The organism is Bradyrhizobium sp. 31Argb, assembly GCF_043638955.1.
In the GTDB taxonomy this organism is placed as follows: domain Bacteria; phylum Pseudomonadota; class Alphaproteobacteria; order Rhizobiales; family Xanthobacteraceae; genus Bradyrhizobium.
Window position 1 is genome coordinate 37,734 of the sequence record NZ_JBEGDB010000007.1, and the last position, 24,047, is coordinate 61,780.

General features: G+C 62.2%; 24 protein-coding genes. 15 read left to right on the plus strand and 9 right to left on the minus strand.

Going from position 1 to position 24,047, the window contains the following annotated elements:
* Positions 1 to 165 precede the first annotated feature (165 nt).
* Entirely contained in the window at positions 166 to 1,218 is a 1,053-nt protein-coding gene (locus AAFX91_RS02555) for a hypothetical protein (protein WP_394565455.1), read from the plus strand.
* A gap of 202 nt (positions 1,219 to 1,420) precedes the next feature.
* Complete coding sequence (locus tag AAFX91_RS02560) at positions 1,421 to 2,683, plus strand: CaiB/BaiF CoA-transferase family protein (RefSeq protein ID WP_130577074.1); 1,263 nt, start codon at positions 1,421 to 1,423, stop codon at positions 2,681 to 2,683.
* A gap of 96 nt (positions 2,684 to 2,779) precedes the next feature.
* On the opposite strand, the gene AAFX91_RS02565 is transcribed toward AAFX91_RS02560, so the two are convergent.
* The 5 genes from AAFX91_RS02565 to AAFX91_RS02585 form a co-directional block, all read right to left on the minus strand.
* Positions 2,780 to 2,965, minus strand: a complete 186-nt coding sequence (locus tag AAFX91_RS02565) for a hypothetical protein (RefSeq protein ID WP_130577075.1) — start codon at positions 2,963 to 2,965, stop codon at positions 2,780 to 2,782.
* A gap of 90 nt (positions 2,966 to 3,055) precedes the next feature.
* Entirely contained in the window at positions 3,056 to 3,376 is a 321-nt protein-coding gene (locus AAFX91_RS02570; protein WP_130223626.1) for a cupin domain-containing protein, read from the minus strand.
* A complete protein-coding gene (locus AAFX91_RS02575) occupies positions 3,373 to 4,113 on the minus strand; it encodes a YqcI/YcgG family protein (RefSeq protein ID WP_394565456.1) in 741 nt (246 codons plus the stop codon). Before AAFX91_RS02575 ends, AAFX91_RS02570 begins: the two co-directional genes overlap by 4 nt.
* A 40-nt stretch (positions 4,114 to 4,153) precedes the next feature.
* Positions 4,154 to 5,446, minus strand: coding sequence for an MFS transporter (locus AAFX91_RS02580; RefSeq protein WP_130577077.1), 1,293 nt, complete (start codon positions 5,444 to 5,446; stop codon positions 4,154 to 4,156).
* The gene (locus tag AAFX91_RS02585; RefSeq protein ID WP_130577078.1) at positions 5,446 to 6,159 is read right to left on the minus strand and encodes a hypothetical protein; all 714 of its coding nucleotides are present in this window, start codon (positions 6,157 to 6,159) and stop codon (positions 5,446 to 5,448) included. The genes AAFX91_RS02580 and AAFX91_RS02585 overlap by 1 nt, the downstream gene beginning before the upstream one ends.
* 62 nt (positions 6,160 to 6,221) lie before the next feature.
* Here AAFX91_RS02585 and AAFX91_RS02590 point away from each other — a divergent pair, with 62 nt between their 5' ends.
* The 3 genes from AAFX91_RS02590 to AAFX91_RS02600 all read left to right on the plus strand — a co-directional run bounded on the left by AAFX91_RS02590 (position 6,222) and on the right by AAFX91_RS02600 (position 8,845).
* On the plus strand, positions 6,222 to 7,241 hold the full coding sequence (locus tag AAFX91_RS02590) for a GlxA family transcriptional regulator (RefSeq protein WP_130577079.1): 1,020 nt from the start codon (positions 6,222 to 6,224) through the stop codon (positions 7,239 to 7,241).
* Positions 7,242 to 7,387: 146 nt separating this feature from the next.
* The gene (locus AAFX91_RS02595) at positions 7,388 to 8,521 is read left to right on the plus strand and encodes an alpha-hydroxy acid oxidase (protein WP_130577080.1); all 1,134 of its coding nucleotides are present in this window, start codon (positions 7,388 to 7,390) and stop codon (positions 8,519 to 8,521) included.
* 99 nt (positions 8,522 to 8,620) lie between these two features.
* The gene (locus tag AAFX91_RS02600; RefSeq protein ID WP_245474541.1) at positions 8,621 to 8,845 is read left to right on the plus strand and encodes a hypothetical protein; all 225 of its coding nucleotides are present in this window, start codon (positions 8,621 to 8,623) and stop codon (positions 8,843 to 8,845) included.
* 27 nt (positions 8,846 to 8,872) lie between these two features.
* On the opposite strand, the gene AAFX91_RS02605 is transcribed toward AAFX91_RS02600, so the two are convergent.
* Positions 8,873 to 9,058, minus strand: coding sequence for a hypothetical protein (locus tag AAFX91_RS02605; protein ID WP_028164894.1), 186 nt, complete (start codon positions 9,056 to 9,058; stop codon positions 8,873 to 8,875).
* 165 nt (positions 9,059 to 9,223) lie between these two features.
* Entirely contained in the window at positions 9,224 to 9,484 is a 261-nt protein-coding gene (locus tag AAFX91_RS02610; RefSeq protein ID WP_130577081.1) for a hypothetical protein, read from the minus strand.
* Between the two features lie 1,071 nt (positions 9,485 to 10,555).
* Here AAFX91_RS02610 and AAFX91_RS02615 point away from each other — a divergent pair.
* The 8 genes from AAFX91_RS02615 (at position 10,556) to AAFX91_RS02650 (ending at position 18,272) form a co-directional block, all read left to right on the plus strand.
* Positions 10,556 to 10,813, plus strand: a complete 258-nt coding sequence (locus AAFX91_RS02615) for a hypothetical protein (protein ID WP_394565457.1) — start codon at positions 10,556 to 10,558, stop codon at positions 10,811 to 10,813.
* A complete protein-coding gene (locus AAFX91_RS02620; protein ID WP_349016991.1) occupies positions 10,776 to 11,738 on the plus strand; it encodes a phage terminase large subunit in 963 nt (320 codons plus the stop codon). The genes AAFX91_RS02615 and AAFX91_RS02620 overlap by 38 nt, the downstream gene beginning before the upstream one ends.
* Before the next feature lie 233 nt (positions 11,739 to 11,971).
* A complete protein-coding gene (locus AAFX91_RS02625; protein WP_394565458.1) occupies positions 11,972 to 13,198 on the plus strand; it encodes an acyl-CoA dehydrogenase family protein in 1,227 nt (408 codons plus the stop codon).
* 10 nt (positions 13,199 to 13,208) lie between these two features.
* A complete protein-coding gene (locus AAFX91_RS02630) occupies positions 13,209 to 13,757 on the plus strand; it encodes a flavin reductase family protein (RefSeq protein ID WP_130577087.1) in 549 nt (182 codons plus the stop codon).
* 328 nt (positions 13,758 to 14,085) lie between these two features.
* On the plus strand, positions 14,086 to 14,820 hold the full coding sequence (locus tag AAFX91_RS02635) for a Crp/Fnr family transcriptional regulator (protein WP_130577104.1): 735 nt from the start codon (positions 14,086 to 14,088) through the stop codon (positions 14,818 to 14,820).
* Positions 14,821 to 14,938: 118 nt separating this feature from the next.
* Positions 14,939 to 15,208 (plus strand): hypothetical protein, encoded by a 270-nt coding sequence (locus AAFX91_RS02640; RefSeq protein WP_130577088.1) that lies wholly within the window; start codon positions 14,939 to 14,941, stop codon positions 15,206 to 15,208.
* A gap of 116 nt (positions 15,209 to 15,324) precedes the next feature.
* Positions 15,325 to 17,421, plus strand: a complete 2,097-nt coding sequence (locus tag AAFX91_RS02645; protein WP_130577089.1) for a molybdopterin oxidoreductase family protein — start codon at positions 15,325 to 15,327, stop codon at positions 17,419 to 17,421.
* Between the two features lie 68 nt (positions 17,422 to 17,489).
* On the plus strand, positions 17,490 to 18,272 hold the full coding sequence (locus tag AAFX91_RS02650; protein WP_130577090.1) for an enoyl-CoA hydratase/isomerase family protein: 783 nt from the start codon (positions 17,490 to 17,492) through the stop codon (positions 18,270 to 18,272).
* Between the two features lie 46 nt (positions 18,273 to 18,318).
* On the opposite strand, the gene AAFX91_RS02655 is transcribed toward AAFX91_RS02650, so the two are convergent.
* Together AAFX91_RS02655 and AAFX91_RS02660 are read right to left on the minus strand one after the other, a co-directional pair.
* Positions 18,319 to 18,747: a heme-binding protein gene (locus AAFX91_RS02655; RefSeq protein WP_130577091.1), complete on the minus strand. Its 429-nt coding sequence runs from the start codon at positions 18,745 to 18,747 to the stop codon at positions 18,319 to 18,321.
* Positions 18,740 to 21,739 carry an FAD-binding and (Fe-S)-binding domain-containing protein gene (locus AAFX91_RS02660; protein ID WP_394565459.1) on the minus strand — a complete coding sequence of 1,000 codons (3,000 nt, stop codon included), beginning with the start codon at positions 21,737 to 21,739 and terminating at the stop codon, positions 18,740 to 18,742. The genes AAFX91_RS02655 and AAFX91_RS02660 overlap by 8 nt, the downstream gene beginning before the upstream one ends.
* Positions 21,740 to 21,917: 178 nt before the next feature.
* On the opposite strand from AAFX91_RS02660, the gene AAFX91_RS02665 reads away from it, so the two are divergent.
* Together AAFX91_RS02665 and AAFX91_RS02670 are read left to right on the plus strand one after the other, a co-directional pair.
* Positions 21,918 to 23,117: a pyridoxal-phosphate-dependent aminotransferase family protein gene (locus tag AAFX91_RS02665; RefSeq protein WP_394565460.1), complete on the plus strand. Its 1,200-nt coding sequence runs from the start codon at positions 21,918 to 21,920 to the stop codon at positions 23,115 to 23,117.
* Between the two features lie 29 nt (positions 23,118 to 23,146).
* The gene (locus tag AAFX91_RS02670; RefSeq protein ID WP_130577094.1) at positions 23,147 to 23,944 is read left to right on the plus strand and encodes an enoyl-CoA hydratase/isomerase family protein; all 798 of its coding nucleotides are present in this window, start codon (positions 23,147 to 23,149) and stop codon (positions 23,942 to 23,944) included.
* Positions 23,945 to 24,047: the final 103 nt, after the last annotated feature.

Below are 24,047 nucleotides of genomic sequence, written 5' to 3' on the forward strand. Positions count from 1 at the left end.
GCATCTGGGGTGAGTTGCAGGCCGGAATCGGCCGCCCGCCATAATTTAAGCGCGCTTATTTAACCTGCGCGTTCTCAGAATTGTCGCAATGGCCGCATCATGCTTTGCAGCACAAAGTCCGAGATGTTGGTGCGGTGATGCATCAACGCTCGCCAGGAGTGCCGGATGCGTTACGCAGTTCTCGTCGTAAGCTCCCTGTTGCTGATGCAATCGGCGCATGCGGAGAAGACGCCGGACATTGACCCGCGCGCCTCGCTCGCCGTGGTCCAGCAGTGGATTTACAATTATCGCGCCAAGCCGGATTCCGCCCATGTGCCGGCCGCGGTGCGCATTCTCTTCCATTCGCAAAGCTTCAAGGAGCCGGAAAATGCCGGCATCTATCTCGGCTTCATCGCCGGCGCGATCGGCTCCAATCCGGAAAAGGCCGAGCAACTGGTTGCGAGTTTCTTCCCCGTCGCGCCGGAAGATGAATGGGTGATCGTGCGCGCCGTTGCCTATTCCGGGCTGGCTGACTGGCGGAATATTCTGCGCAGGCTCGCGCCGCGCATGCCGGGGCGCAGGGTGATGATCGACAGCTACCTTTCCGGCAGGCTGCCGACACTCAACGATATTCCGCTCGAGGAGGCGACGCCCGGGATGATGGACAAGCTACGCGTCGCGTTCGCGCGCAATCCGTTCGCCAACGAGGAGAGGAAGCTGAACACGAAGCTGACCTTTGCCACCAATCAGGATCTCCTGGATACGCTGTGGGGATATTATTTTGCCACCGGCTCTCATGTTCCGATCCAGCGCATCATCGAGATGCTGCCGTGGAGCAGGAGCCGCGATACGGTCGACAAGCTCACCGTCGGCAGCATGGCGCGTTATACGCTGGCGAGCTATGCGATCCGCGACGCCAGCCTGCGTGAATTTCTTCGTAACGAACTGGCGCGGCAGAAGCCGCCCATCAAGGCGCCGCTCGCGGAGGTCGTCGACGCGGCCGATACGGTGGAGATCGCGGCACTGCGCAAGGATGCCCTTGGTGCCGTCGACGAACTCAAGGCCAAGGGATCCGATAGCCGGCGCAATCTGGACTTCTGGGGCCAGGTTGGCGTCGGCGCGCTTTCACTCGGATGCGTCTCGGCTGCGGCGCTCGGGCAGGTCGCTATTGGCATCCCCTGCGTGATCGGCGGCTCGGCCTCGCAGGGACTGTTGCAGTTCTGGGAAAAGCAACAGTGAGCCTCGTTCGGGCGTGGTGCTCTTTCTTGCTGCGGAATATCGCCGATCTGGGCCGGTAGCCATGTCAGCCTGATATCCCGCCCTGCAAAATCCGGGTTTGGCCTCACCTTGGTGCTTCCGCTAGAAAGTGGTGACGTCGCTTCTGGCGACAACGGTGGGCGTTTGCCCATTAACCGACAATAATAAAAGGAAGCGCCCAACCATGACCGTTGGACCACAACTGCCCGAGCGCGCGCTGCGCGCAAAGGGCGAACCGACCGCCCTCGATGGTCTGCTGGTTATCGATTTCACCCGTGTGGTCGCCGGTCCCGCCTGTACGCAGACGCTTGCCGACTTCGGCGCCGAGGTCATCAAGATCGAAAACCCGGATGGCGGCGACGACACGCGCGCCTATGAACATGCGGAAATCGGCGGCGAGAGCGCGGCGTATCTCAGCCTCAACCGCAACAAGCGTGGTATTGCGCTCGACTTCACCAATCTCGCCGCACGCGAGGTGGTGCGCGAGCTCATCGCCAAGGCGGATGTCGTGGTGGAGAATTTTTCCGGCGGCGTGATGAAGAAGTTCGGCCTCGACTATGCTTCGGTCGCGCCGAGCAATCCGCGGCTGATCTATTGCTCGATCTCGGCCTATGGCCGCAAAGGCGAACTCGCCTTGCGGCCGGGGTTCGATCCGATCACGCAGGCCGAAAGCGGCTTCATGTCGCTGAACGGTTTTCCCGACGGCGAGCCGGTAAGGACCGGGCCGCCGATCGTCGACATGGCAACCGGCATGTCGGCCTGCAATGCGATCCTGCTTGCATTGCTGGCACGCGACCGGCTTGGCCGCGGCCAGCATGTCGAGATCGCGCTGATCGACATGGCGGTAGCCATGACTGGATTTTATGGTATGGCCTATCTGATCAGCGGCCAGAATCCCGGTCGCTTCGGCAATTCGCCGAACGGTTCGCCAACGGTCGGTCTCTACCAGGCCGCCGATGGTCCGCTCTACATGGCCTGCGCCAACGATCGGCTGTACCGCCGCCTCGTCACCGAAGTGTTCGACCGGCCGGATCTCATCACCCATCCCGATTTTGCACACCGCAAGGACCGAACCGCAAACAAGGAGAAGCTGCGCGCGATCATTGCCGGCATCTTTGCCACCGACCGGCTCGAAAACTGGATGGCGAAGATGAAGAAGGCCAATATTCCCGTCGGCTATCTGCGCACGGTCGAGCAGGGGTTCAATGCGCCGGAAGTGCGCGACCGCGATCGCCTCAGCAGGATTCCGCATCCGACCGCGGGCTTCGTTCCCAATATCGAGACGCCGATCGGGATGAGCGTTACGCCGACGGTCGATCCAGTCGCCGCGCCGCTGCTTGGCCAGCACACGAGGGAGGTGCTGCGCGACACGCTCGGCTATGACGACGGCCGTATCGCGGCGCTGAAGGAAGCTGGAGCGTTCGGGAAGACGGGGAATACGGACTGAGCGGACCATCGTCTGGCGGATCGGTCTGGGCACGCTCCGCCGGCGATCTCTATTCTTTTACCGGTCTCGGCTCCGCAAACCAGCCAAGCTATAGCTTCAGTTCGGCTTGCTGTGGAGTTTGTTGTTTGGCCTCTCGTCCGCTTCCTTGTGCTCGGCCCGATCGATCTCGAGACGCGCCATCCGGAGTATCAAGGTGGCCGTGGTCAGACCGAGGCGTTCGGCCTCTTGGGCTGCGGTTTCAACCTTCTTCGCCAAGCCGTCGCGTTTGCCTGGATATGCCATAAATTCTTCCTCTCTTAATAAGTGGATTAACAATCCAAGTTGTGTTGCGGAGCTGCAGTAGATAGCTCGGAGCTCCATCGAGCGAAACGATCAGTTTCGCGCCATATTGGCGGGTGGCTGGGTCGCGATTGCATAGACCGCACCGCCTTCGAGCGCTTCCGATTGGTGGACCGTGCCGGCCGGGAGGAAGATGGTGTCACCGGCGCTGACGATGCGCTGACCGCCATCCCAGGTGAAATTGAGCCTGCCGCTGATGATCATCAGGATCTCGTCGACCGGATGGGTGTGGAAGCTATGGACCTTGCCCGCAACGTCATGCTGCAGTTCGATCGAGCCCTGCTCCGGAAGCAGGTTGAGGATCGCCGGATCGATCGCGAATTCGGTCTTCTGACCTGTCACAATCCTGGTCATGCCGCTTGCTCCGTGTTGCCAGTGTGAGCCGACTTGTTCTGCGCGAGCTTGGCGAAGGGGCAGCCCCCGACAGAATGGTTGTCGTCTTGCAGGAAATATTGCTGGTACTCGCGCCCGTCGGTCGCGCCGTAGCGTCCGAGCAGAGGCGAGGGACTTGTGCTGTCGTAGGGAATGAGCCGCTTGCGCACTTCCGCGAATGCCGCATTGGCCGCTTTTTCCGTTCCCAGGATCTTCTCGAACACCCATCGCGGCTGGAAGGTCAGCATGAACGCGCTGGAGCGGCGGCTCTGGCGCATCACATGCGCGGGCGTGGTGCACACCACGAAGATCGGTTCGCCGGCGAAGGAGAATTCCCACATCGGATCGTCCAACTGTTCGGGGATGTCGGTTGGCCAGGGAGACTTGTCCAGCCGCGCAAGCTGGTCGAGCGTCGACCACATCTTGCGATAATAGGCGTCAAGCGTTTGTACCGGGCGCGGCCGCGTAAACATGATCAGTGAAGTGTTGGGGCCGAACGAGCGGGCCTCCGAGGCATAATGCGCTAGCTGTTCTCCGAGCACTTCGACATCGTAGGGATCGAGGAACAGGTAGCGGAGCTGATCCTGGCGATAACCGGCTACGCCGAACACGCAGGGGAACGGCCTCGCTTCGCTGCTCATCTGGGCATCGAACTCGGCGAACATCACGCTTTGCCAGCTACTCACCGCGAATTTCGACGCGACCTCTCCTCGTCTCAAGAACAAACGCTCCATAACGCCCCCTATACGGTTAACGCGACTACTGAACTATCAGTTTGCTTCTCATCAACAGCGGTCCGGCAATTCCGGGCAGCGACATGAGCAGCAGAATTGCGATCAAGGTGCCGTAGCCGGCGTCACCGATCGCACCTGCACCGTGTGCGGTATCGGTTCCGGCGAACTGGCTCGCGACAAGCATGGCGAACCCGATGATCGGTTGCGCGATGCCGGCAAAGATCCCGGCCGCCGTCGTATTTACGGATGCACCGACCCCGATGAGATCGGCGGTGTAAAGCCGCTTGGTGCATTTGAGCACGAGGGGGACTGTCCCGCCGGCGACCAGGCCGAGCGTGGTGAACACCACGGTAACGTAAACAAGACCGAATGCCTTGGCGGCCGGCGGCAGCAGCATCGCGATGAGGATCATGCGCAGCACGCAAATCCGGATCAGTGCTGTGTCGAGTGCCGCCGCGCGGTCAGCCGCGTGACCGAGGAAGATGGAGCCGATGGCGTTGCCGACCATGAAGGCAAGTAGCGGCGTTCCGGCGGCGGTCGGCGAGATGTTGAAAAAGTGCGCCACCATCGGAATGCCCCATACGCCCGACAGCGTCGTCACCACTGCGAAGTGGGACGCAAAGGTCATGGCGCATCCCCAATTAGCCACATGCGACAACGATTGCCGCGCGGCGCCGATGACGCTCTTCAGCGTCTTGTTGCTGGATGACACCGGATTTGGCCTCAGTGCAAACTTGGCGGCAACCAGATTGGCGAGGCCGATCGCGGCGATGAACAGAAAGCAGGCGCGCCACCCGAAGCCCGTCACGGCGGCTGCAAGCGGCGTCGTGGCGATCACGCCTCCGACATAGCCTGATACCTGCGAGATGCCCGACATGATGCCGAACCGCTCGTCGGAGAAATTCTGCGCGACCAGCTTCAACAGCGCGGTGAACACCAGCGCATCGCCGCAGGCGACGATCAGGCGCGCGGCGAAGACATCAAGCAGGTTCGGTGCCAGCGCAAAGGCTGCACTGCCCAGCGACGAAGCGACCATGCTGGCCAGCACCACGCGCTTGACGCCGTAACGGTCGACCAGAAGGCCGGCCGGAATCTGCATCAGCGTGTAGCCCCAGAAGTAGCCGGAGGCGAGCATCGCGACGCCGGCGGCATCGGTGCCGAAGTCATGCATCAGGCTCAGATTGACCGATTGCGGCGAGACGCGCTGCAGGAAGGCGATGGCGTAGGCGACAGCTACCGTCGCCCAGGCCCAATAGGCGCGGTCACCGAGCCGAGAGGCCGTCTGGGCGTATGCGGTCTGCTGACCCAGCATCGACATCACACCCTCGCATATCCAACCGAGAATAACGCGTCCGCTGAATCCGGAATCGTGCGGGACATCGCCGCATCGACCAGTGATGCGGTGCCACGGTAAGCCTGCCGGTGGTGCTTAATGTGGCCGTAGGCGCCGCGCATGATCATTTCCGGCACCTCGAGTGGTTTGCCGGGATAGAGCGTTGCGCACATCTCGACGCAGGCTGCCTGCAGCGCGGAATCCCTGATGTCGTCGAGCAGCGAGGGTGTCACTTTCTCGCAGATCTTGGCATTGGCCGCCCAGACGATTGGATTGCGTGTCCGCCATCCGTAGAACAGGCCGCCAATCCCCTTTGCGGCAGAGCTTGCGCGCGTCAGCACTTCCTGGGTGAAGAAGCCGTACAGACCGCGCCCCTGATGGGCCGGAAGTACCTCGGTGCCGCTGCGATACACCGCAGGTCCGCATGACATCTGCAGCATGCGATAGACGGAAAAGGCCGCCAGTCCCAAGCTGTCAAACACAAGGATGAGGCTATACTTGCCGTCGAAGGGGGAGGAGCTTGCTGTCCAGTGCGGTTCGGTCGCCTTCCAGTTTACGGCGATGATGCCATTCATGGCATCCATCAGCGGCTGGCGGTCGGAAGCTCCGATGCAGGACGCATCCGGAAAACTGTAGACTGCATAACCGGTCCAGGGCGAGCTGATCGCCTGGTATTGGCTGCCGAGCTTTCGCACCATGGCAGAACTCCACTGTCCATAGACAGCTATACAGGCGAGGCTCGAATGGCTTAAAGGACAATATGCCCTCGAAATCTGCCAAATCCCGACGGCCCCCCCCGCGCCCGCAGGCCGCGATGCGGCGGATTGCGATTGTCGCTTTCCCCGGCGTGACGCTGCTCGACATGTCCGGACCGGCGCAGGTGTTCGCCGAATTGGAGGCGATCGAATTACCGGGCCCCGGATATTCGCTTTCCTATCTGTCCACCTCGGGCGGACTGGTTTCGACGGATGTGGGGATGATGATCGACACGGCTCCGATCAGCAGCGTGCGACCGCACCAGATCGACACGCTGGTGATTCCGGGCGGCCCCGGCATTTGGGAGATCCGCAAGGACGCTCGCCTGATGAAATGGATTTCGCAGGCGCTCCCGCAGGTACGCCGGATCGCCTCGGTCTGTCTCGGAGCTTTCGCGCTCGCCTGGACCGGTGTGCTGGACGGCAAGCGCGCTGCGACGCACTGGCGCTATTGCCCGCGGCTGCAGGACACCTTTCCAAATGTCCGCGTCGAACCCAATGCGATCTTCGTCAAGGATGGGCATGTCTGGTCATCGGCTGGCGTCAGCGCCGGCATCGACCTCGCGCTCGCCATGATCGAAGAGGATTTCGGCCATACGATTGCGCTCGACGTCGCCCGGCGACTGGTGGTGTTCCTGAAGCGGCCGGGCGGTCAGAGCCAATTCTCGACAGTGCTTGCGGCGCAGGCTTCCGACGTCGAAGGGCGCTTCAGCGCGCTGCACGCCTGGATCATCGAAAACATCGCCAGCGATCTCCGGGTAGAGACGTTGGCCGCGAAGGCCGGCATGACGCCGCGCACCTTCGCACGCACCTATGCCAGCCGCACCGGCATGACCCCGGCAAGCGGCGTCGAGGCCCTCCGCGTCGAAACCGCCCGGCTGCTGCTGGAGAGCCGGCAGATACACGGTGTCGTGGAGGTCGCAAAACGTGCCGGCTTCGGTGACGACGAGCGGATGCGGCGCGCCTTCCTGAGGCATCTCGGCGTATCGCCGACCGAATATAGAAACCGCTTTTCGGGCGGTTGAGCGCTGGAGTTCTTTGCTGTCGGCAGACGGGTCGTCGTAAGCGAATGGCAGCCTTTCGTTCGCGTCCGGGGTTTATCCCTTCAAGGCGGTAGCTTTTGCCGCTCATCTGCGGCTAATGTGCCGGCCAAAACGGGAGAGAAACCACCATGAATGACGGGACCTCCATCCGGCCGACGCGCAATGTCGAACTCGGGGCCAGCGGCGAAGAATACCAGAACCTGCACGAATTTGTCCGCAAAGCCCGCGCCAGGCTGAACCAGAATGCCTGGGATTACATCGTCGGCGCCGCTGAGACCGAGACCACGCTGCGGCGCAACCGGATGTCGCTGGATGAGATCGCGTTCCGGCCGCGCGTGCTGCGTAATGTCGTTCACGTCGATGCTTCGACGGAGGTGTTCGGGCGCAAATTGCGATTGCCGGTCATGCTTGCGCCGGTCGGTGCGCTCGAGATCTTCGATCCTGCGGCGGGAGCGGCGGTCGCCCGCGGTGCCGGCGCATTCGGCGCGGCGCACATGCTGAGCTCGGTGTCCGAGCCCGGGCTCGAGAATACCGCGAAGGCCGCGCCCGACGCGCTGCGCATTTTCCAGCTCTATGTCCGCGGGGATGATGCCTTCGTGGAGGACGTCGTCAGCCGCAGTGTTGCCAACGGCTATTCCGCGTTCTGCCTCACCGTCGACACCGCCCATTACAGCCGTCGCGAGCGCGACATTGCCAAGCGGTACGTCCGGGAAAGCCGTATTCGCGCCACCGGCGGCGACTTCCAGAAAGGGCTGGAATGGCGAACAGTGAAGTTGATCAAGGACAAGTTCAGGATCCCGCTGGTCGTCAAGGGGATCGCTACCGCGGAGGACGCAGTCATCGCACTCGATCACGGCGTTGACTGGATTTACGTGTCCAACCATGGAGGCCGTCAGCTCGATCACGGCCGCGGTGCGATGCACGTCCTGCCGGAAATCGTCGAGGCGGTGAGGGGGCGCGCCAAGATCATGGTGGATGGCTCGTTCTGCCGCGGCACTGACATCGTGAAGGCGATCGCCTTGGGCGCCGATCTCGTCGGCATCGGTCGCCTGCAATGCTGGGCGCTGGCCGCCGATGGCGAGAGGGGCGTCGCCCGCATGCTGGAATTGCTGGAAGACGAGGTGATCCGCTGCCTCGGCCTGCTCGGCGTGACCAGCTTCGCCGAACTCGACAAGTCCTACCTGCATCCGGCGACGGCGACCAACCCGCCGGGCGTGTTCAGCGCGTTTCCGCTGTTGGACATTGACCCGTATCGCTATTAGCGGCAGCGATTTCCCATCGACGAAGGGACGAGGGAACGCGAAGGCGCCTGTCGCGTTATCGCAACCATCGCCGCCGCATCCGAGAAGCGGGAAACGAGAATGCCGGAATGGTCGACGCGAATGGCAGATAACCCGTTCGCAGATTTCTCTCTCGAACGAGCCATTGCGCTCCGCTGGGCGCTGCGGGACATCCAGGCTCGCCGCCTGAAGATATCCCCTGTCAGCGACGAGGACCTGCGTGTCCTGAGCGAGCTCGGTCTGGTCGAGCTACAGGACGAGAGTCCCGTTCTGACCCAGGCCGGCATGGCGGTGCTGAGCGGCTGATGCAAGCTTGTGCCCGCAGCCTACCGTTTAGCGGGCCTGCAGGAAGCTCTCGCCGGAGTCGCACGGCGTGCAGCGATAGGTCAGCACGTCGTAAACCTGATCTCGCGGCTCGATCGAAGCGAGGCGCATCTGCGCGCCGCACTTCATGCATGGCATTTCGATGCCGGTCTTGAATCGCGTGCAGGTCGGCGTTGGCCGGAATGTGCGCAGCATTGAATCCCCTCTCGCCCAAAGAGACGCAACGCCACTGACCTGTGGGCGAACAACCCACCGAATCACTGTGCCACATTGCTGCCACCATTGGAATCCGCGCAAGGTGGATGCGGCCAGAAAATATTTATCGAGGGAGGTGCCGATAGCCGTAGCTGATCGGTGCACTCAACGCCGCCGTGCTACCGCGACGCCGAACAGGAATGCGACGCACAGGCTCGTTAGCGGCGCTTCGCGGGTGATCGCACTGATCGTGGAAAGCGTGCCGCCGGGTTGACGCGAGGTCTTGATCGCGTCGCTGAGCCGGTCGATCGCAGCCCGAAGTCCATCGGACACTTCCGTGATCGTGCGCGATACATCGGTTGCGGTATCGATCGCGCGTTCGCCAAGGCTGGGCTGCAGCGGGGATTCGGGTGTTTCGAAGTTCACGGCTCGAACCTCACGAGATCTGGTCTGGCTGCGCACACTGCGCCGAAGGGTCATCTTCGGCCGCTAGTCCACCAAATGCATCAGCGGCCAATTTGTTCCACCTGCGGACAGTCCGTTCGCTCTGGCGGGCGCGGAACCTCGGAGCCCGGGAGGATTTGTTCATCAGGCCAGACGCATTCGATGGAGAAGAGTCCTTGATCGGAAATCGTTCGGACCGGAACGGCGGGGCGCCGCTCTTGGTAGCACTGGCGGTAGCAGCAGCCGGCGTGCTCGGCATATTGGTGGTCGATCACGGTCCATGGAGCAAGCCGAAGGTACAGCCGGCTGCGACGGCCAATTACTCCACAACAGGGGAAGCTGCGCGAGCGGCCGGCGCCACGGTCATGCCGACGGAGCCGAAGCCGCCGATCGAGCCTGCTCCGCCCGGACCGCGGCCCGCGCACCCTGCCAACTCTACAGTCCCGCAATGAGCCTCGAGGCTGGTTTCGCTTTCCGCGGTCATGCAGGAAGTACGCTCCAGAAACATTGACGCGTCGGGCAAATCAGGAGCATAAGGACATCATCGTCGAGTTAGTGAATGCCCGCAGCGGAAATAACGCTGCGGGCATTTTGTTGTCGCGGCATGTGACCACCGATGATGCGCAGCCGGATCGCTGACTTTGTGCCACGTCAACTCGGACATTGACACGTCGGGCAAATCAGAGGCATAAGGACATCATCGCAGACATTGTGAAGCCCGCGCGGAGAAATCCGCCGCGGGCTTTTTCTTTTCCGTTTTTCGAATCGGACGACGGCCGCGCGTCACGACGCCACATCTGTATGCCCGACGCCGCGCGTCGCAACCGCGCCGTCCGTCGTCCGAACCACTTTCACCATCGATCAGCCGGCGCGCGCGAACGCGCCGGCCCGCGGCGCGGCGCCAACGTGCCGCCGCCGCATGCGGTCCCCGACAGTCAAGGGGATAAGGTTCGCGCCGAAATGATCGCTGTCTCCGAGCGATCTGCCGCAAATTCAATATGCCGTCGCACGCAAGCGAAGCGATACGAACCACCCGATCTGCATGAGACTTAAGTGGCAAAAACCCTTACCGAGATCCGCTCGCAGGCCCGCAGTCATACCAGGACGGCGCTGAACGTCCTGGTGGGCATCATGCGCAGCAAAGATGCGACCCCGGCCGCACGCGTCTCCGCCGCCAACGCCATTCTCGACCGCGGCTGGGGCAAGGCCCCGCAGGCGATCGAGAACGGCGGCGACGGCCAGCTAGAACTCGTCCACCGAATAGAGCGCGTCATTGTCCATCCTGAAAATTCCAACAGCGAAAGCATTTGAGCCGCTTCTGCAGCCGGGGCGATACAAGGGAGCATTCGGCGGTAGAGGCTCGGGAAAATCCCATTTCTTTGGAGAGCTTCTTGTCGAGACCTGCCAGGCCGAGCGCGGCACGCTCGCGGTCTGCATCCGCGAGGCGCAGCGGACATTGGCGCAATCCTCAAAGCGCCTGATCGAAAGCAAGATCGCCTCGCTCGGCATCGGCAACGGCTTCAAGCTGTTCGCCGACAAGATCGAGACGCCGGGCGACGGCATCATCATCTTCCGCGGCCTTCAGGATCACACGGCGGACTCGATCAAATCACTGGAAGGCTTTCGTATCGCCTGGGTCGACGAGGCGCAGTCATTGAGCGCACGCAGCCTCGCGCTGTTGCGTCCGACCATTCGCGCCGAAGGCTCCGAATTGTGGGCGAGCTGGAATCCGCGGCGTAAGACCGACGCGATTGACGATTTCCTGCGCGGGCGAAAGCCGCCGGGCGCGATCGTCGTGCACGCGAACTGGCGCGATAATCCCTGGTTTCCGGCCGTGCTCGAGGAAGAGCGGCGGACCGACTTGTCGCTCTATCCCGATCGCTATGATCACATCTGGGAGGGAGACTACGTGCGAGCGTTCGAAGGCGCCTATTTTGCCGAGATGCTGACGCAGGCGCGGAAAGAGGGACGCATCGGAAAGGTCTCCGCCGATCCGCTGCTGCCCTTGCGCGCCTTCATCGATATCGGTGGCTCCGGCGCGACCGCCGATGCATTCACGATCTGGGTGACGCAATGGGTGGGAGCTGAAATTCGCATCCTGGACTATTACGAGAGCGTCGGCCAGGTGTTGGCCTTTCACGTCAACTGGCTGCGCTCGCGCGGCTATCGGCTGTATCAGCCGCAGGCTCCCTGGGCGTGGCCGCACACCCTGTACTGGCGTAAAACCATGGGGTGATGCTGGAAGCGAGCTGGCGGAATGGGGGCCCGCGGGAGGTTAGACCCTGCAGGTCCGCGAGAAGTTCCGAATAAGCCCGGTGGCCGTTCTGGCCGCCGGGCTTATTTTGATTCCAGGCGGCAGTTCGTTCACGACGGGATGCGGTGAGGCGTCTTGATCCCTGGTGTTCAAGGGATAAACTGCCGACAGTCTTGGCCACTTTGGGATCAGAAAGGCCGAGCGGGAAAACGCCAATGGCAACGGCCGGCCGCAGGCCCGATGGAAGCTCGCCTATCGAGCGGCAAGCAGAAGACTATGTGGCCATGGTCGCGCGCGCCAGGGCCCTCATTCCGGCACTTCGCGAGCGGGCGGCACGGACCGAGGAATTACGGCGTCTGCCGGCGGAGACCGAGTACGACCTGCATAACGCCGGCCTGTTCCGGATTCTGCAGCCGAGGCGCGTCGGCGGCGCGGAGCTCGACTATGTCGCGCTGATCGATTGTGCCGATGCGCTGGGGCAGGGCGATGCTTCCGCAGCGTGGAATTTCGCCAATCTTGCGAGCCACCACTGGATGCTTGGGATGTTCGATCCACAGGCGCAGGATGTGGTCTGGAGCAAGGAACTGAATACCCTGATTGCGTCCTCCTTCATATTCCCCGCCGGCCGGGCGCGGAAGGTCGACGGCGGCTACGTGTTGACCGGATGCTGGCCGTTCTCGTCGGGTGTCGAATCCTGCGAATGGAATATGCTTGGCAGCGTGGTCTCCTCCGATGACGAGGCCGATGGAGTCGAATATCGGATTTTCCTGCTCAACCGGCGAGACTACAGGATCAAGGACATCTGGAACGCGACCGGCCTGCGTGGGACCGGATCGAACGAGGTCGAGGTTGAGGGAGCCTTTGTCGCAAATGCGATGTCGATCGCGGTGAGCGATCTCACGGGCGGGCCGACGCCTGGCAGTTCGGTCAATCCGAACCCGCTCTACGCGCTGCCGGTGTTCGCGCTGTTTCCATATGTCCTGTCAGGCGTCGCCCTCGGCAATGCACAGGCTTGTCTCGACGACTATGTCGAGATCGCGCGCCACCGCGTTTCGACCTCCAATCGCGCCAAGCTTGGCGACATGCAGAGCACACAGATCAAGATCGCGGAGGCTTCCGCCAAGATCGACGCGGCGCGCCTGATCATGCGATCGAACTGCATCGGCGCGATGGCGGACGCACGGAGCGGCCATATCCCCGCTATCGCCGCCAAGACCAGGCTGCGGCGCGATGGTGCTTTCTCGGTCAATCTCTGCAGCGAGGCGGTGTCGCTGCTGTTTGCCGCGAGCGGGGCGCGCAGCCTTTTCACGGCAGGTACGTTGCAGCGGCAGTTCCGCGACGCCCATGCGGTCAATTCACACCTTGCCTTCAATTTCGACGCGGCGGGGACCAACTATGGACGTGTGGCGCTGGGCTTGCCGTCCGAAAATCTGACGCTCTGAGGTTCACCGGATGTCTGATGTACCCAAGCATCCGGCCGATCCGGCCAATGAATTTGCCAGCGGCAACTCACCGATCGATCCTCGGGATTTACGCAGTGCGCTGGGCACATTCGCAACCGGCGTCACGATCGTCACGGCAATGGCCGCGGATGGCAGGCCATATGGCGTCACCTGCAACTCCTTTGCGTCAGTATCGCTCAATCCGCCGCTGGTGTTGTGGAGCCTTGGCCTGTTCTCGCAGGGCCTGCCCATCTTCCAGAATGCGAGCCACTTCACGGTCAACGTGCTCGGTGCGCCCCAGCAGGCATTGGCGTCGCAATTTGCAAAATCCTCAAACGATAAATTCGCCGGGGTGAGCTGGACGCCTGGACTGGGCAATGCGCCCGTCATCGCCGACAGCGTCGCCAACTTTCAGTGTCGTGCCGTCAATCGCTACTATGGCGGCGATCACGTCATATTCTTGGGTGCGGTTGAGGCCTATTCCTACAACCGGCAGGAGCCCTTGCTGTTTGCGCTCGGGACGTTCGGTCGCTTTCTCGCGGACGAGGGCGGCAAATAGACCCGGATAGCCCCGGGTGACGAGGCCTCGGGTGCACGGCAGCGCTTCACCAAATCGACGCAGTCACTTTGGAAGCTGAAGCTGAAATTACTTAAGTTTGTCGTAGAGTTGCCGGATGTGTCGCACGTGCCGTCCAGGTGGCAGATACAGGCGAGAGCTACTTGGGCGAGACAGGAGAGGGGCTCCGGACGGCTGGCTTCCCACGTCAGGATCGGAGCGTTACACTCACATCAACGTATGAAACCGCTTTCCAGTTGAAAAGCCGGTCTTGGTTGACTACGGAAGAACTACGTCCCAGGCAGTTTTTGCTTTCGGAGTTGTAACGAGCGTGCCCCAGGATAAAACGGGCGAGACTCGCGGATTTTCGACCAGCAAATTGTCGGTTCTCCGCAAGCATCCATACTTTGTCGATCTCGAACCCGAGGCGTTCGAGCAGCTTTGTCGTTACGCCAAGCACACGACGCTGAAGCGCGGAGCTGCGATCTTCTCGAAGGGAGATCCGGGTACAAGCCTGTTTGCCGTAATATCGGGCACGGTGAAAATCAGCATCTCATCGCCCGATGGCCGCAATGCGATTCTGAACTTGATCGAGGCCGGAGAAATCTTCGGCGAGATCGCTGTGCTCGATTCGGGGGTGCGGACAGCCGACGCCACCGCGAACAGCAATTGCGAACTTTTCATCATCGATAAGCGCGAATTCATTCCCTTCGTCCGGAGCCAGCCGGCGCTAGCGATGAAGTTCATCGAGCTCCTGTGCGTACGGCTACGCTGGACCAGCGATCAAGTCGAACAGGTCATCCTTCAAGACCTTCCAGGTCGGGTCGCCAGCGCTTTGCTTCGCCTTACTGAAAAGCACAAGCCTGAGCCGCAAGGTCGTGTCATAGCCATCACCCAGCAAGAGATCAGCGAGATGGTCGGCATGACCCGTGAAAGCATCAACAAGCAGCTTCGGGTTTGGGCCACGCGTGGCTGGGTGCGGCTCGAGCACGGCGCGATCGTGGTGTTGAAGCCGGAAGAACTACAGACGCTGGTCGATTCTGGATCGGAAAACGGCAGCGAATAGCATCGCTCCGTGACATCTTTCACAACGCGGTGAGTTCGTCGGGCCTGTGAAGCTGCTCACAGGGTGGTGGCGCGCGTTGCGGTAACCCCGGGTCAGGGACCGCAATGTGGAGAGATCCATGCACGACTCATTCGACCAGCCCCCTGACGACGACCAGAGCATCTATCAAAGCTGGAGCATCAAGCTCATTGCTTTGCCGTTGCTCATCGTCATCGCCCTGATCGGCATGGTGGTTAGTCATCCATCGGCCATGAATTGGGTTTCGGACACGGCGCAGGCCGAGCCTGTCGGCCCAGACTTCGTCGGCCCAGACATCATACCGGACGCTCCGCGACCGACACGACTTGCTCTCCCGGCGAGTCGAGTCCGCACGCTCCCCGGCGATTGATGTCGCTGCTTGGCGGAACCCGACTTGGCCCCGCTGGACGGCTTATGCCCTGTTTCGCACGCAAATTCCCGACAATCCCCCTCGGCGGCACCGGAATTTGATGTTACCTATTTGACATGAACGAGCGCGCCAAGATCGACATTCGCCATTCAACCTGTCCGCACGATTGCCCGTCGGCGTGTGCGCTCGACATCGAGGTGATCGAGGGCCGCGCGATTGGCCGGGTCCGCGGTTCAAAGTTGCAGACCTATACGGCAGGTGTCGTCTGCGCCAAGGTTGCGCGTTATGCCGAGCGTATCCATCATCCCGAGCGGCTGCTCCACCCGATGCGGCGAACCGGGCCGAAGGGCTCGGGCCAGTTTGACCGGATTTCCTGGGACGAGGCGCTCGACGAGATCGTCGCTCGCTTCAATGCGGCCGAACGCCAATTCGGAGCCGAGTCGATCTGGCCCTATTACTACGCCGGCACCATGGGGCTCGTGATGCGTGATGGCATCAATCGCCTGGCGCATGTCAAGAAATACTCCCGCTTCTATTCTACGATTTGCGCGAATATCGCGCGCGTCGGATTTTCGGTCGGCACAGGCAAGATCGCTGGCGTCGATCCGCGTGAAATGGGCGTCTCTGACCTCGTCGTGATCTGGGGAACCAACCCGGTGAACACCCAGGTCAACGTCATGACACACGCGATGCGCGCTCGGAAGGGCCGGGGCGCCAAGATTGCCGCGATCGATATCTACAACAATGACACGGTGAAACAGGCTGACGTGAAGATCATCCTGCGCCCCGGCACGGACGCCGCTTTCGCCTGCGGCGTCATGCATGTGCTGTTTCGCGAAGGGTATGCGGATCGCGCGTACATGGATCGCTATACGGACTGCCCGGATGAACTGGAGGCACATCTCGCCACCAGGACGCCCGAATGGGCTTCGTCGATATCAGGCGTGCCGGTGCAGGAGATCGAGGCTTTCGCCCGCCTGGTCGGCCAGACCAAACGCTCGTTCTTCCGCTTGGGCTACGGCTTCACACGAAGCCGAAATGGTGCGGCGCAAATGCACGCGGCGCTCTGCATCCCGGCGGTGACCGGTGCCTGGCAATATGAAGGTGGCGGTGCATTTTTCAACAATGCCGCGATCTGGAAATTCAACGAGTCTGTCATCGAGGGACATGATGCGATCGACCGCACTACACGTTGGCTCGATCAATCGAGGATTGGACGTATCCTGACCGGCGACGCCGAGGCCTTGAAGGGCGGACCGCCGGTCAAGGCGATGCTGATCCAGAACACCAATCCGGTGACGGTGGCGCCGGAGCAGACCTTGGTGCGCGAAGGGTTTGCTCGAGAGGATCTGTTCGTGGCGGTCCATGAGCAGTTCATGACCGAGACCGCAGCCATGGCCGATATCGTCCTGCCCGCGACAATGTTCATGGAGCACGACGATCTCTATTACGGCGGCGGTCACCAGCACATTTCAGTTGGGCCCAAGCTGATCGAGCCCCCGGCCGAATGCCGCAGCAACCATCAAGTGATTCAGGCACTCGGGCGCCGCCTCAATGCAGTCCATCCCGGCTTTGAGATGTCGCCGCGTGAATTGATCGACGTGACGCTGAAGAAGAGCGGCCATGGCGATATCGAGAGGCTGGAGGCGGATCTGTGGCGTGACATCCAGCCGGATTTCCGGACCTCGCACTACCTCGACGGCTTTGCACACGCGGACAAGAAGTTCCACTTCAAAGCCGATTGGGCGCATCCACCTTTCGGGATCGCGGGTCTGGGGCCGTGGGATCAGATGCCGTCGCTACCCGACCATTGGACCATTATTGAAGAGGCCGACGAGCAGCATCCGTTCCGGCTGGCGACCTCGCCGTCACGGAGCTATCTCAACACCAGTTTCAATGAGACGGCGGGATCCCAGGCACGCGAGGGTAGGCCGACGGTGATGATCCATCCGGACGACGCGGCGGGCCTTTCGATTGCCGACGGCGATGCGGTGACGCTCGGCAACATGCGCGGCGAAACGACGCTAACGGCAAAGCTGTTTGACGGCGTGCGTCGCGGCGTGCTGATCGCCGAATCCATCCACCCAAATAAGGCCCATATCGGTGGCCGCGGCATCAATACGCTGACGGGCGCCGAGACGGTCGCCCCTGTCGGCGGCGCCGCGTTCCACGACAACAAGGTTTGGGTCCGGAAGGCTCGGGTCTCAGCCTAAATCGCTCTTGCAGTCGGCCGCCACCTGCCGCAAATGGTTGCCGGAAACGGCAAGAAAAGGCAGGCCAGATGACCGAGAGCAGCAGCGTGATCCTGGAGAAGCGGGGCCAGGCGTTCTGGATCACGATCAACCGGCCGGACAAGCGCAATGCGCTCAATGGTGACGTGATCGCGGGCATCGCAAGAGGTTATCGCGACGCTCACGATGACAGCGAGGTCCGCATCATCGTGCTGACGGGAGCGGGCGACAAGGCCTTTTGCGCCGGTGCCGACCTGCAGAACAGCGGCGCCGCCTTCGCGATGGACTATTCCAAGCCGAATGTCGACTACGCTGATCTGTTACGGCTCTCGCAAAATTCGACCAAACCCGCGATCGCGCGCGTGGGTGGCGTGTGCATGGCCGGCGGCATGGGCCTGCTATGTATGACCGATATGGCCGTGGCCGCCGACCACGTGATCTTCGGCCTTCCGGAGGTAAAGGTCGGCGTCTTCCCGATGCAGGTGATGAGCCTTTTGCAGTCGATGGCGCCGCCACGCCTTGTCAGCGAATGGGCGCTGACCGGCGAGCCTTTTGACGCCAAGGCCGCGCAGGCCGCGGGGCTGCTGAACTATGTGGTGCCGGCCGCCGAGCTTGATATGAAGGTCGAGTGGTTGATCAATCGCATCGTCGACAAGTCGCCGACCGCGATCCGGCGCGGCAAATATGCCATGCGCGCGATCGCCTCGATGTCATTCGACGAGAGCATCGCCTATACCGAGAGCCAGATCGCGCTATTGGCGATGACCGAGGATGCCAAGGAAGGCCTCAAGGCGTTCAGCGAGAAGCGCAAACCATCCTGGCCCGGGCGATAAGGCCGATCCAGGATAAGGAAATCTGCGCTCGTCGCGCCTACTGCGACTATCCCGGATTCGCCTTGAGTCCGGCTGCTTCGATGCCGGCGATCGCGCAGATCTCGTCATTATCCGATGTGTCGCCGCTGACGCCAACGGCACCAAGCAGCGTGGTGCCATCCAGAACGAGTACGCCGCCGGGCACCGGCACGAGGCGACCCTGCGCCAGCGCATTCACGGCGCCGATGAAATAGGCCTGCTCCTGCGCGCGCTGAAACAACGCCCGTGACCCCATGCCGAGCGCCAGCGCCCCATAGGCTTTACCATGCGCGATTTCGGCGCGCATCAGGCTGGTCCCATCCTGCGCGGCAGTCAGTTTGACCGCGCCGCGCGCATCGAGAATGGTGACGACAAGCGGCTTGAGCTTTTTCTCGACCGCCTCGGCAAGCGCGGCGTCAAGGATCTTTCGGGCAACATCAAGCGTAAGCTCAGTCATGGAGGGGTTCCTTTGCGGGAGAGGACAGACCTTCGGATTTCGCACGATCCAGGCTCATGGCCAACACGCGCGCGGCATGGAGCGGGGAACGTGTGGTGCCATCCCTGATCTGGTGTCGGCACGAAGTGCCGTCAGCGACGATCAGCGTTGCATCGTCGGCGCGGCGTATTGCGGGAAGGAGAGAGAGTTCGGCCATATCGATCGACGCCTGGTAGGTGTCGGCGCCGTAGCCGAACGCGCCGGCCATGCCACAACAGCTCGACTCAATGCTTTCGACATTCAGGTCCGGGACAAGGCGCAGCACCTTTTCGACAGGTTTGAACGCGCCGAACGATTTCTGATGGCAATGGCCGTGAACCAGGGCTTTGTTGGCAATGGCGCCAAGCGGCAACCGCAAGCGGCCGGCCTCCGCTTCGCGCACCAAGAACTCCTCAAAGAGCAGCGCATGGGCACTGATGCCTCTTGCGATTTCGTCGGAACGCAATGAGAGGAGTTCGTCGCGCAGCGTCAGGAGGCAGCTCGGTTCTAGCCCGACGATCGGCACTCCGCGCGCTGCGAAAGGCGCGTAGGTGGCGACCAGCCGATCCAATTCGATGCGAGCCTGATCCACCATGCCGGCCGAGAGAAATGTGCGTCCGCAACAAAGCGGCCGGGCGCGATCGATGGGCCTCGGGAGATGAACGCGGTAGCCGCCCTCCACGAGCACACGCAGCGCGGCATCGAGGTTCTCGCGCTCATAGGTGCTGTTGAAGGTATCGGCGAACAGAACCACTTCATGGCCCTCTTCCGGACCAAAGACGTCCGCGTCCATCTTGAAGACATCGCGCCGGAATGCCGGCAGCGATCGCTTCGAACTGATGCCCGCGAACCTCTCGAACAGCGCCCGTAACGAGCGGCTGCTGTTGCGCCAATTGGCTAGCGGCGCGAAGCGCGACGCCAGACCTGCATAGCGGGGCAAATAGCCAACCAGCCGGTCGCGGAGCGAGAGTCCGTGGTTCGCCGCTCGCGCAGCCAATACCTCGATCTTCATCTTGGCCATGTCGACCCCGGTCGGACACTCATGACGACAGGCCTTGCAGGAGACGCAGAGCTTCAGCGTCTCCATCATCTCGTCCGATGAAAGCGCGTCAGGTCCCAACTGCCCGGAGATGGCCAGCCGCAACGTGTTGGCGCGTCCGCGCGTAACGTCCTTCTCGTTGCGTGTCGCGCGATAGGACGGGCACATCACGCCGCCCTCGAGCTTCCGGCAAGCGCCGTTGTTGTTACACATCTCGACAGCGCCCTGGAAACCTCCGCCGGCGCCGGGATAGGCCGACCAGTCGAGTACGGTTTTCAGCTCGTTGACCTTGTACTGCGGCGAGTAGCGGAACAACGAACGATCGTCCATCCTTGGCGGGTCGACGATCTTGCCCGGGTTAAGCACATCGTTCGGATCGAACCGGTGCTTGATCTCCCTGAAATCGGCGACAATGCGCGCGCCGAACATCGTCTCGTGAAATTCCGACCGCACCAGGCCGTCGCCATGCTCGCCGGAATGCGAGCCCTTGTATTCGCGCACCAGGGTAAACGCCTCTTCGGCGATGGCGCGCATCGCCTTGACGTCCTTTTCGAGCTTGAGGTTAAGCACAGGGCGGACATGCAGACAGCCTTCGGAGGCGTGAGCGTACATCGTGCCGCTGGTGCCGTGCTTGGCGAAGACGGCGTTGAGCCGGTCGGTGTATTCAGCGAGATGCGGCAACGGCACCGCGCAATCCTCGACGAAGGAGACCGGCTTGCCTTCCTGCTTCATCGACATCATGACGTTGAGGCCGGCGGCGCGGAAGTCGGCGATAGCGCTCTGCAGGGCGGGTTCGACGATCTCGACCACGCCACCCCATTTGCGCGGCGGCTTGTCCCAGCCGAAGCCGAGATCTCCCATCAACTCGCCCAGTTGCTTCAGCCGCGCGAGATTTTCAGCCTGATCCTCCTGGGCGAATTCCACAACCAGGATGGCATCGGGATCGCCGCGCACGGCAGCGGCGATGACCGGTTTGAACATCGCGATATCGCGGCCGAGCGCGATCATCGTGCGGTCGACCAGTTCGACTGCGATCGGCCGCAGCTTGACCAGATGCTGGGCGGCGTCCATCGCCTCGTAGAAGCTGCCAAAATGACAGACGCCCAGCGCCTTGTTGCGGATCGTCGGCCACAGCTTGAGCTCGACCTTGGTAGTGAAGGCGAGGGTACCCTCGGATCCCACTAACAAATGCGCCAAGTTGTTCGGCGCATTGCGCGGCACCAGCGCATCGAGATTGTAGCCGCCGACCCGGCGCTGCACCTTCGGGAATTTGTCCGCGATCTCGGCCGCCTCACGCTCGCCGAGATCAAGCATGTCGCGAAACAGCGCAAGCCCGCTGTCCGGTGAATTCACGCGCGCGAGATCCCGCGGCACTTCGCCGAAATGCAGGAGCGTGCCGTCGGCAAGCGCAGCATCCATCGACAGCGTATTGTCGCGCATGGTGCCGTAGCGCAGCGAACGCCCACCGCAGGAATTGTTGCCGGCCATGCCGCCAATGGTGGCGCGTGAGGCGGTCGAGACGTCGACCGGAAACCACAGCCCATGCTTCCTGAGCTGGCGGTTGAGATCGTCGAGTACGATGCCCGGCTCGACCATGCAGGTTCGGTTCTCGACATCCAGCGAGAGGATTCTGTTCAGGTGCCGGGAGAAATCGATCACAATGCCGTGGTTAACGGTTTGGCCGCATTGCGAGGTGCCGCCTCCACGGGGAGTCGCGATCCGGCCGGCGTCGCGCGCGATCGTCAGCGCCCGTAGCGCCTCGTCCATGGTTCGGGGAACCACCACGCCCTCGGGCACGATCTGGTAGAACGAGGCGTCGGTCGCGTAGCGTCCGCGGCTGAAGGCGTCGAAAAGGACGTCGCCTGTAATCTCCCGGGCCAGGCGCGTAGCGAGCGCGCTGCTGCCAGCCGTTTTTTTGGTCTGTTCGGCTTTCATTGCCGGCGCCGGTCGGTTCTCGTGCATTGCACCATTCTCTTGCCTCCCAGGGACCGGCTTGGCAAGGCAAAGCCCTGCTTCTTATGCATTGATGGGCACCGTTGAGCGAGGGACAAGCCCGCAAAATGGTGATATTCGAGCGGCTCGCGACGCCAAGTTAGACCGGGAAGGACGCCTCATGACCCTGCATACTGGACGGCATTTTCTGCAGATTCCGGGACCGACCAACGTGCCGGATCGGGTTCTGCGGGCCATGGACATGCCGACCCTGGACCATCGTGGCCTCGAATTTGCGGAGCTCGGCCATGCGGTGCTGGCGGCCATGCAGCGGGTATTCCGGACCAAGCAGCCCGTGATCGTCTATCCGTCCTCGGGGACGGGTGCCTGGGAGGCCGCGATCGTCAATACGCTCGCCCCCGGTGACAAGGTGTTGATGTGCGAGACCGGCCAGTTCGCCGTGCTGTGGCGCGGCATTGCCGACAAGTTCAAGCTCGACATCGACTTCGTTCCGGGTGACTGGCGCCACGGGGCCGACCTTGAGCAGATCGACGCGCGGCTGTCCGCTGACCGCCAGCACAAGATCAAGGCCGTCATGATTGTCCACAACGAGACCTCCACTGGGTGCGTGACGTACCCGCTCGAGGTTCGCAAGATCATGGATCGGATCAACCATCCGGCGCTCTTGATGGTCGACACCATCTCCGGCCTCGGCTCGCTTGAATATGAACATGACGCCTGGGGCATCGACGTGTCGGTCGCGGGTTCCCAGAAGGGATTGATGCTGCCGCCGGGCCTCGGCTTCAACGCCGTTTCGGAGAAGGCGCTCGCGGTGGCCAAGGCCAATCCGGCGATGCGCTCCTATTGGGACTGGCAGGAGGTCATCGCCATCAACAAGGTGGGCACTTGGCCCTATACGCCGGCGACCAACTTGCTGATGGGCCTGAGAGAGGCCGTGAAGATGCTCGAAGAGGAGGGCCTCGAAAATGTCTTCGCCCGCCACAAGCGCCACAGCGCGGCGACGCGCGCGGCGATGAAGACGTGGGGGCTGGAGATCCAGTGCCAGGATCCCCAAGCGCATTCGCCGGCCCTGACCGGCGTGGTAATGCCGGAGGGCCATGACGCCGACAATTTCCGCAAGGTGGTGCTGGAAAACTTCGATATGTCGCTCGGGACCGGCCTCAACAAGATCAAGGGCAAGGTTTTCCGGATCGGCCATATCGGGCACTTCAACGACCTGATGCTGATGGGGACGCTGTCGGGCGTCGAGATGGGGCTGGACCTGGCCAAGGTGCCACATCGGAGCGGCGGCGTACTGGCGGCGATGGAAGTGCTCAAGGGGCGCGATGTCCTGCCGATGCCGAAGGCCGCCGTCGCCTGAGCTGGTTCAATAACAACAAAGAGGTCGCCATGAACGCTCCGGTCACTCCCAGCGAAGATCTGATCTATGCCGTCGAGGACGGGATCGCCAAGATCACTTTCAACCGGCCGCAGGCGCGTAACGCGTTGACCTTCGCGATGTACGAGCAGATGGCCTCGATCTGCGAGACCATCAATGGGGATCGCTCGATCAAGGCGCTGATCCTGACCGGCGCCGGTGACAAGGCTTTTGCCTCGGGTACCGACATCTCGCAATTCCGCGCCTTCAAGACCGCGCAGGACGCGCTTGACTATGAAGCGCGGATCGACCGTGTGCTCGGCGCTCTTGAGCAGTGCAGGGTGCCTGTCATTGCGGCGATTGCCGGAGCCTGCACGGGCGGCGGCGCCGGGATCGCGGCCTGCTGCGACATCCGGATCGGTACCGAAGCGACGCGGATTGGGTTTCCAATTGCGCGCACGCTCGGCAATTGCCTCTCGATGTCGAATATCTCACGCATCGTCGCGCTGATCGGTCCGGCGCGCACCAAGGATATGATTTTCAAGGCGCGCCTGGTTGAGGCACCGGAAGCGCTGGCGCTCGGCTTGCTCAATGAAGTCGTACCCGACGTCGCGACCCTGCAGCGCCGCGCTGACGAGACCGCAAAGCTCATTGCGAGCCACGCGCCGATCACGCTTGAGGTGACCAAGGAGGCGGTGCGCCGCATCCGCCGCACGCTGTCGCGCGATGAGGGAGAGGATCTGATCCTGCGCGCCTATATGAGCGAGGATTTTCGCGAGGGCATGGACGCCTTCCTCAACAAGCGCTCGCCGAACTGGAAGGGCAAGTAGGTATCATCGTCTTTTCTACGGTCGACGCTAGGCGGACGCTGCCACGAGCGCGGTGTGCGCTGGGCGGGCTCGCGGAGAGGACCGATTCCTCGCGATGGCTCTT

Excerpts from the sequence above, each read along its gene's own strand:
- AAFX91_RS02565 (WP_130577075.1), bottom strand. The coding sequence starts at position 2,965 with ATGGCATATCCAGGCAAACGCGACGGCTTGGCGAAGAAGGTTGAAACC.
- AAFX91_RS02625 (WP_394565458.1), top strand. The coding sequence starts at position 11,972 with ATGGCAACGGCCGGCCGCAGGCCCGATGGAAGCTCGCCTATCGAGCGG.
- AAFX91_RS02595 (WP_130577080.1), top strand. The coding sequence starts at position 7,388 with ATGAATGACGGGACCTCCATCCGGCCGACGCGCAATGTCGAACTCGGG.
- AAFX91_RS02600 (WP_245474541.1), top strand. The coding sequence starts at position 8,621 with ATGCCGGAATGGTCGACGCGAATGGCAGATAACCCGTTCGCAGATTTC.
- AAFX91_RS02555 (WP_394565455.1), top strand. The coding sequence starts at position 166 with ATGCGTTACGCAGTTCTCGTCGTAAGCTCCCTGTTGCTGATGCAATCG.
- AAFX91_RS02660 (WP_394565459.1), bottom strand. The coding sequence starts at position 21,739 with ATGAAAGCCGAACAGACCAAAAAAACGGCTGGCAGCAGCGCGCTCGCT.
- AAFX91_RS02560 (WP_130577074.1), top strand. The coding sequence starts at position 1,421 with ATGACCGTTGGACCACAACTGCCCGAGCGCGCGCTGCGCGCAAAGGGC.
- AAFX91_RS02570 (WP_130223626.1), bottom strand. The coding sequence starts at position 3,376 with ATGACCAGGATTGTGACAGGTCAGAAGACCGAATTCGCGATCGATCCG.
- AAFX91_RS02650 (WP_130577090.1), top strand. The coding sequence starts at position 17,490 with ATGACCGAGAGCAGCAGCGTGATCCTGGAGAAGCGGGGCCAGGCGTTC.
- AAFX91_RS02590 (WP_130577079.1), top strand. The coding sequence starts at position 6,222 with ATGCCCTCGAAATCTGCCAAATCCCGACGGCCCCCCCCGCGCCCGCAG.
- AAFX91_RS02655 (WP_130577091.1), bottom strand. The coding sequence starts at position 18,747 with ATGACTGAGCTTACGCTTGATGTTGCCCGAAAGATCCTTGACGCCGCG.
- AAFX91_RS02605 (WP_028164894.1), bottom strand. The coding sequence starts at position 9,058 with ATGCTGCGCACATTCCGGCCAACGCCGACCTGCACGCGATTCAAGACC.
- AAFX91_RS02630 (WP_130577087.1), top strand. The coding sequence starts at position 13,209 with ATGTCTGATGTACCCAAGCATCCGGCCGATCCGGCCAATGAATTTGCC.
- AAFX91_RS02665 (WP_394565460.1), top strand. The coding sequence starts at position 21,918 with ATGACCCTGCATACTGGACGGCATTTTCTGCAGATTCCGGGACCGACC.
- AAFX91_RS02645 (WP_130577089.1), top strand. The coding sequence starts at position 15,325 with ATGAACGAGCGCGCCAAGATCGACATTCGCCATTCAACCTGTCCGCAC.
- AAFX91_RS02585 (WP_130577078.1), bottom strand. The coding sequence starts at position 6,159 with ATGGTGCGAAAGCTCGGCAGCCAATACCAGGCGATCAGCTCGCCCTGG.
- AAFX91_RS02580 (WP_130577077.1), bottom strand. The coding sequence starts at position 5,446 with ATGTCGATGCTGGGTCAGCAGACCGCATACGCCCAGACGGCCTCTCGG.
- AAFX91_RS02640 (WP_130577088.1), top strand. The coding sequence starts at position 14,939 with ATGCACGACTCATTCGACCAGCCCCCTGACGACGACCAGAGCATCTAT.
- AAFX91_RS02670 (WP_130577094.1), top strand. The coding sequence starts at position 23,147 with ATGAACGCTCCGGTCACTCCCAGCGAAGATCTGATCTATGCCGTCGAG.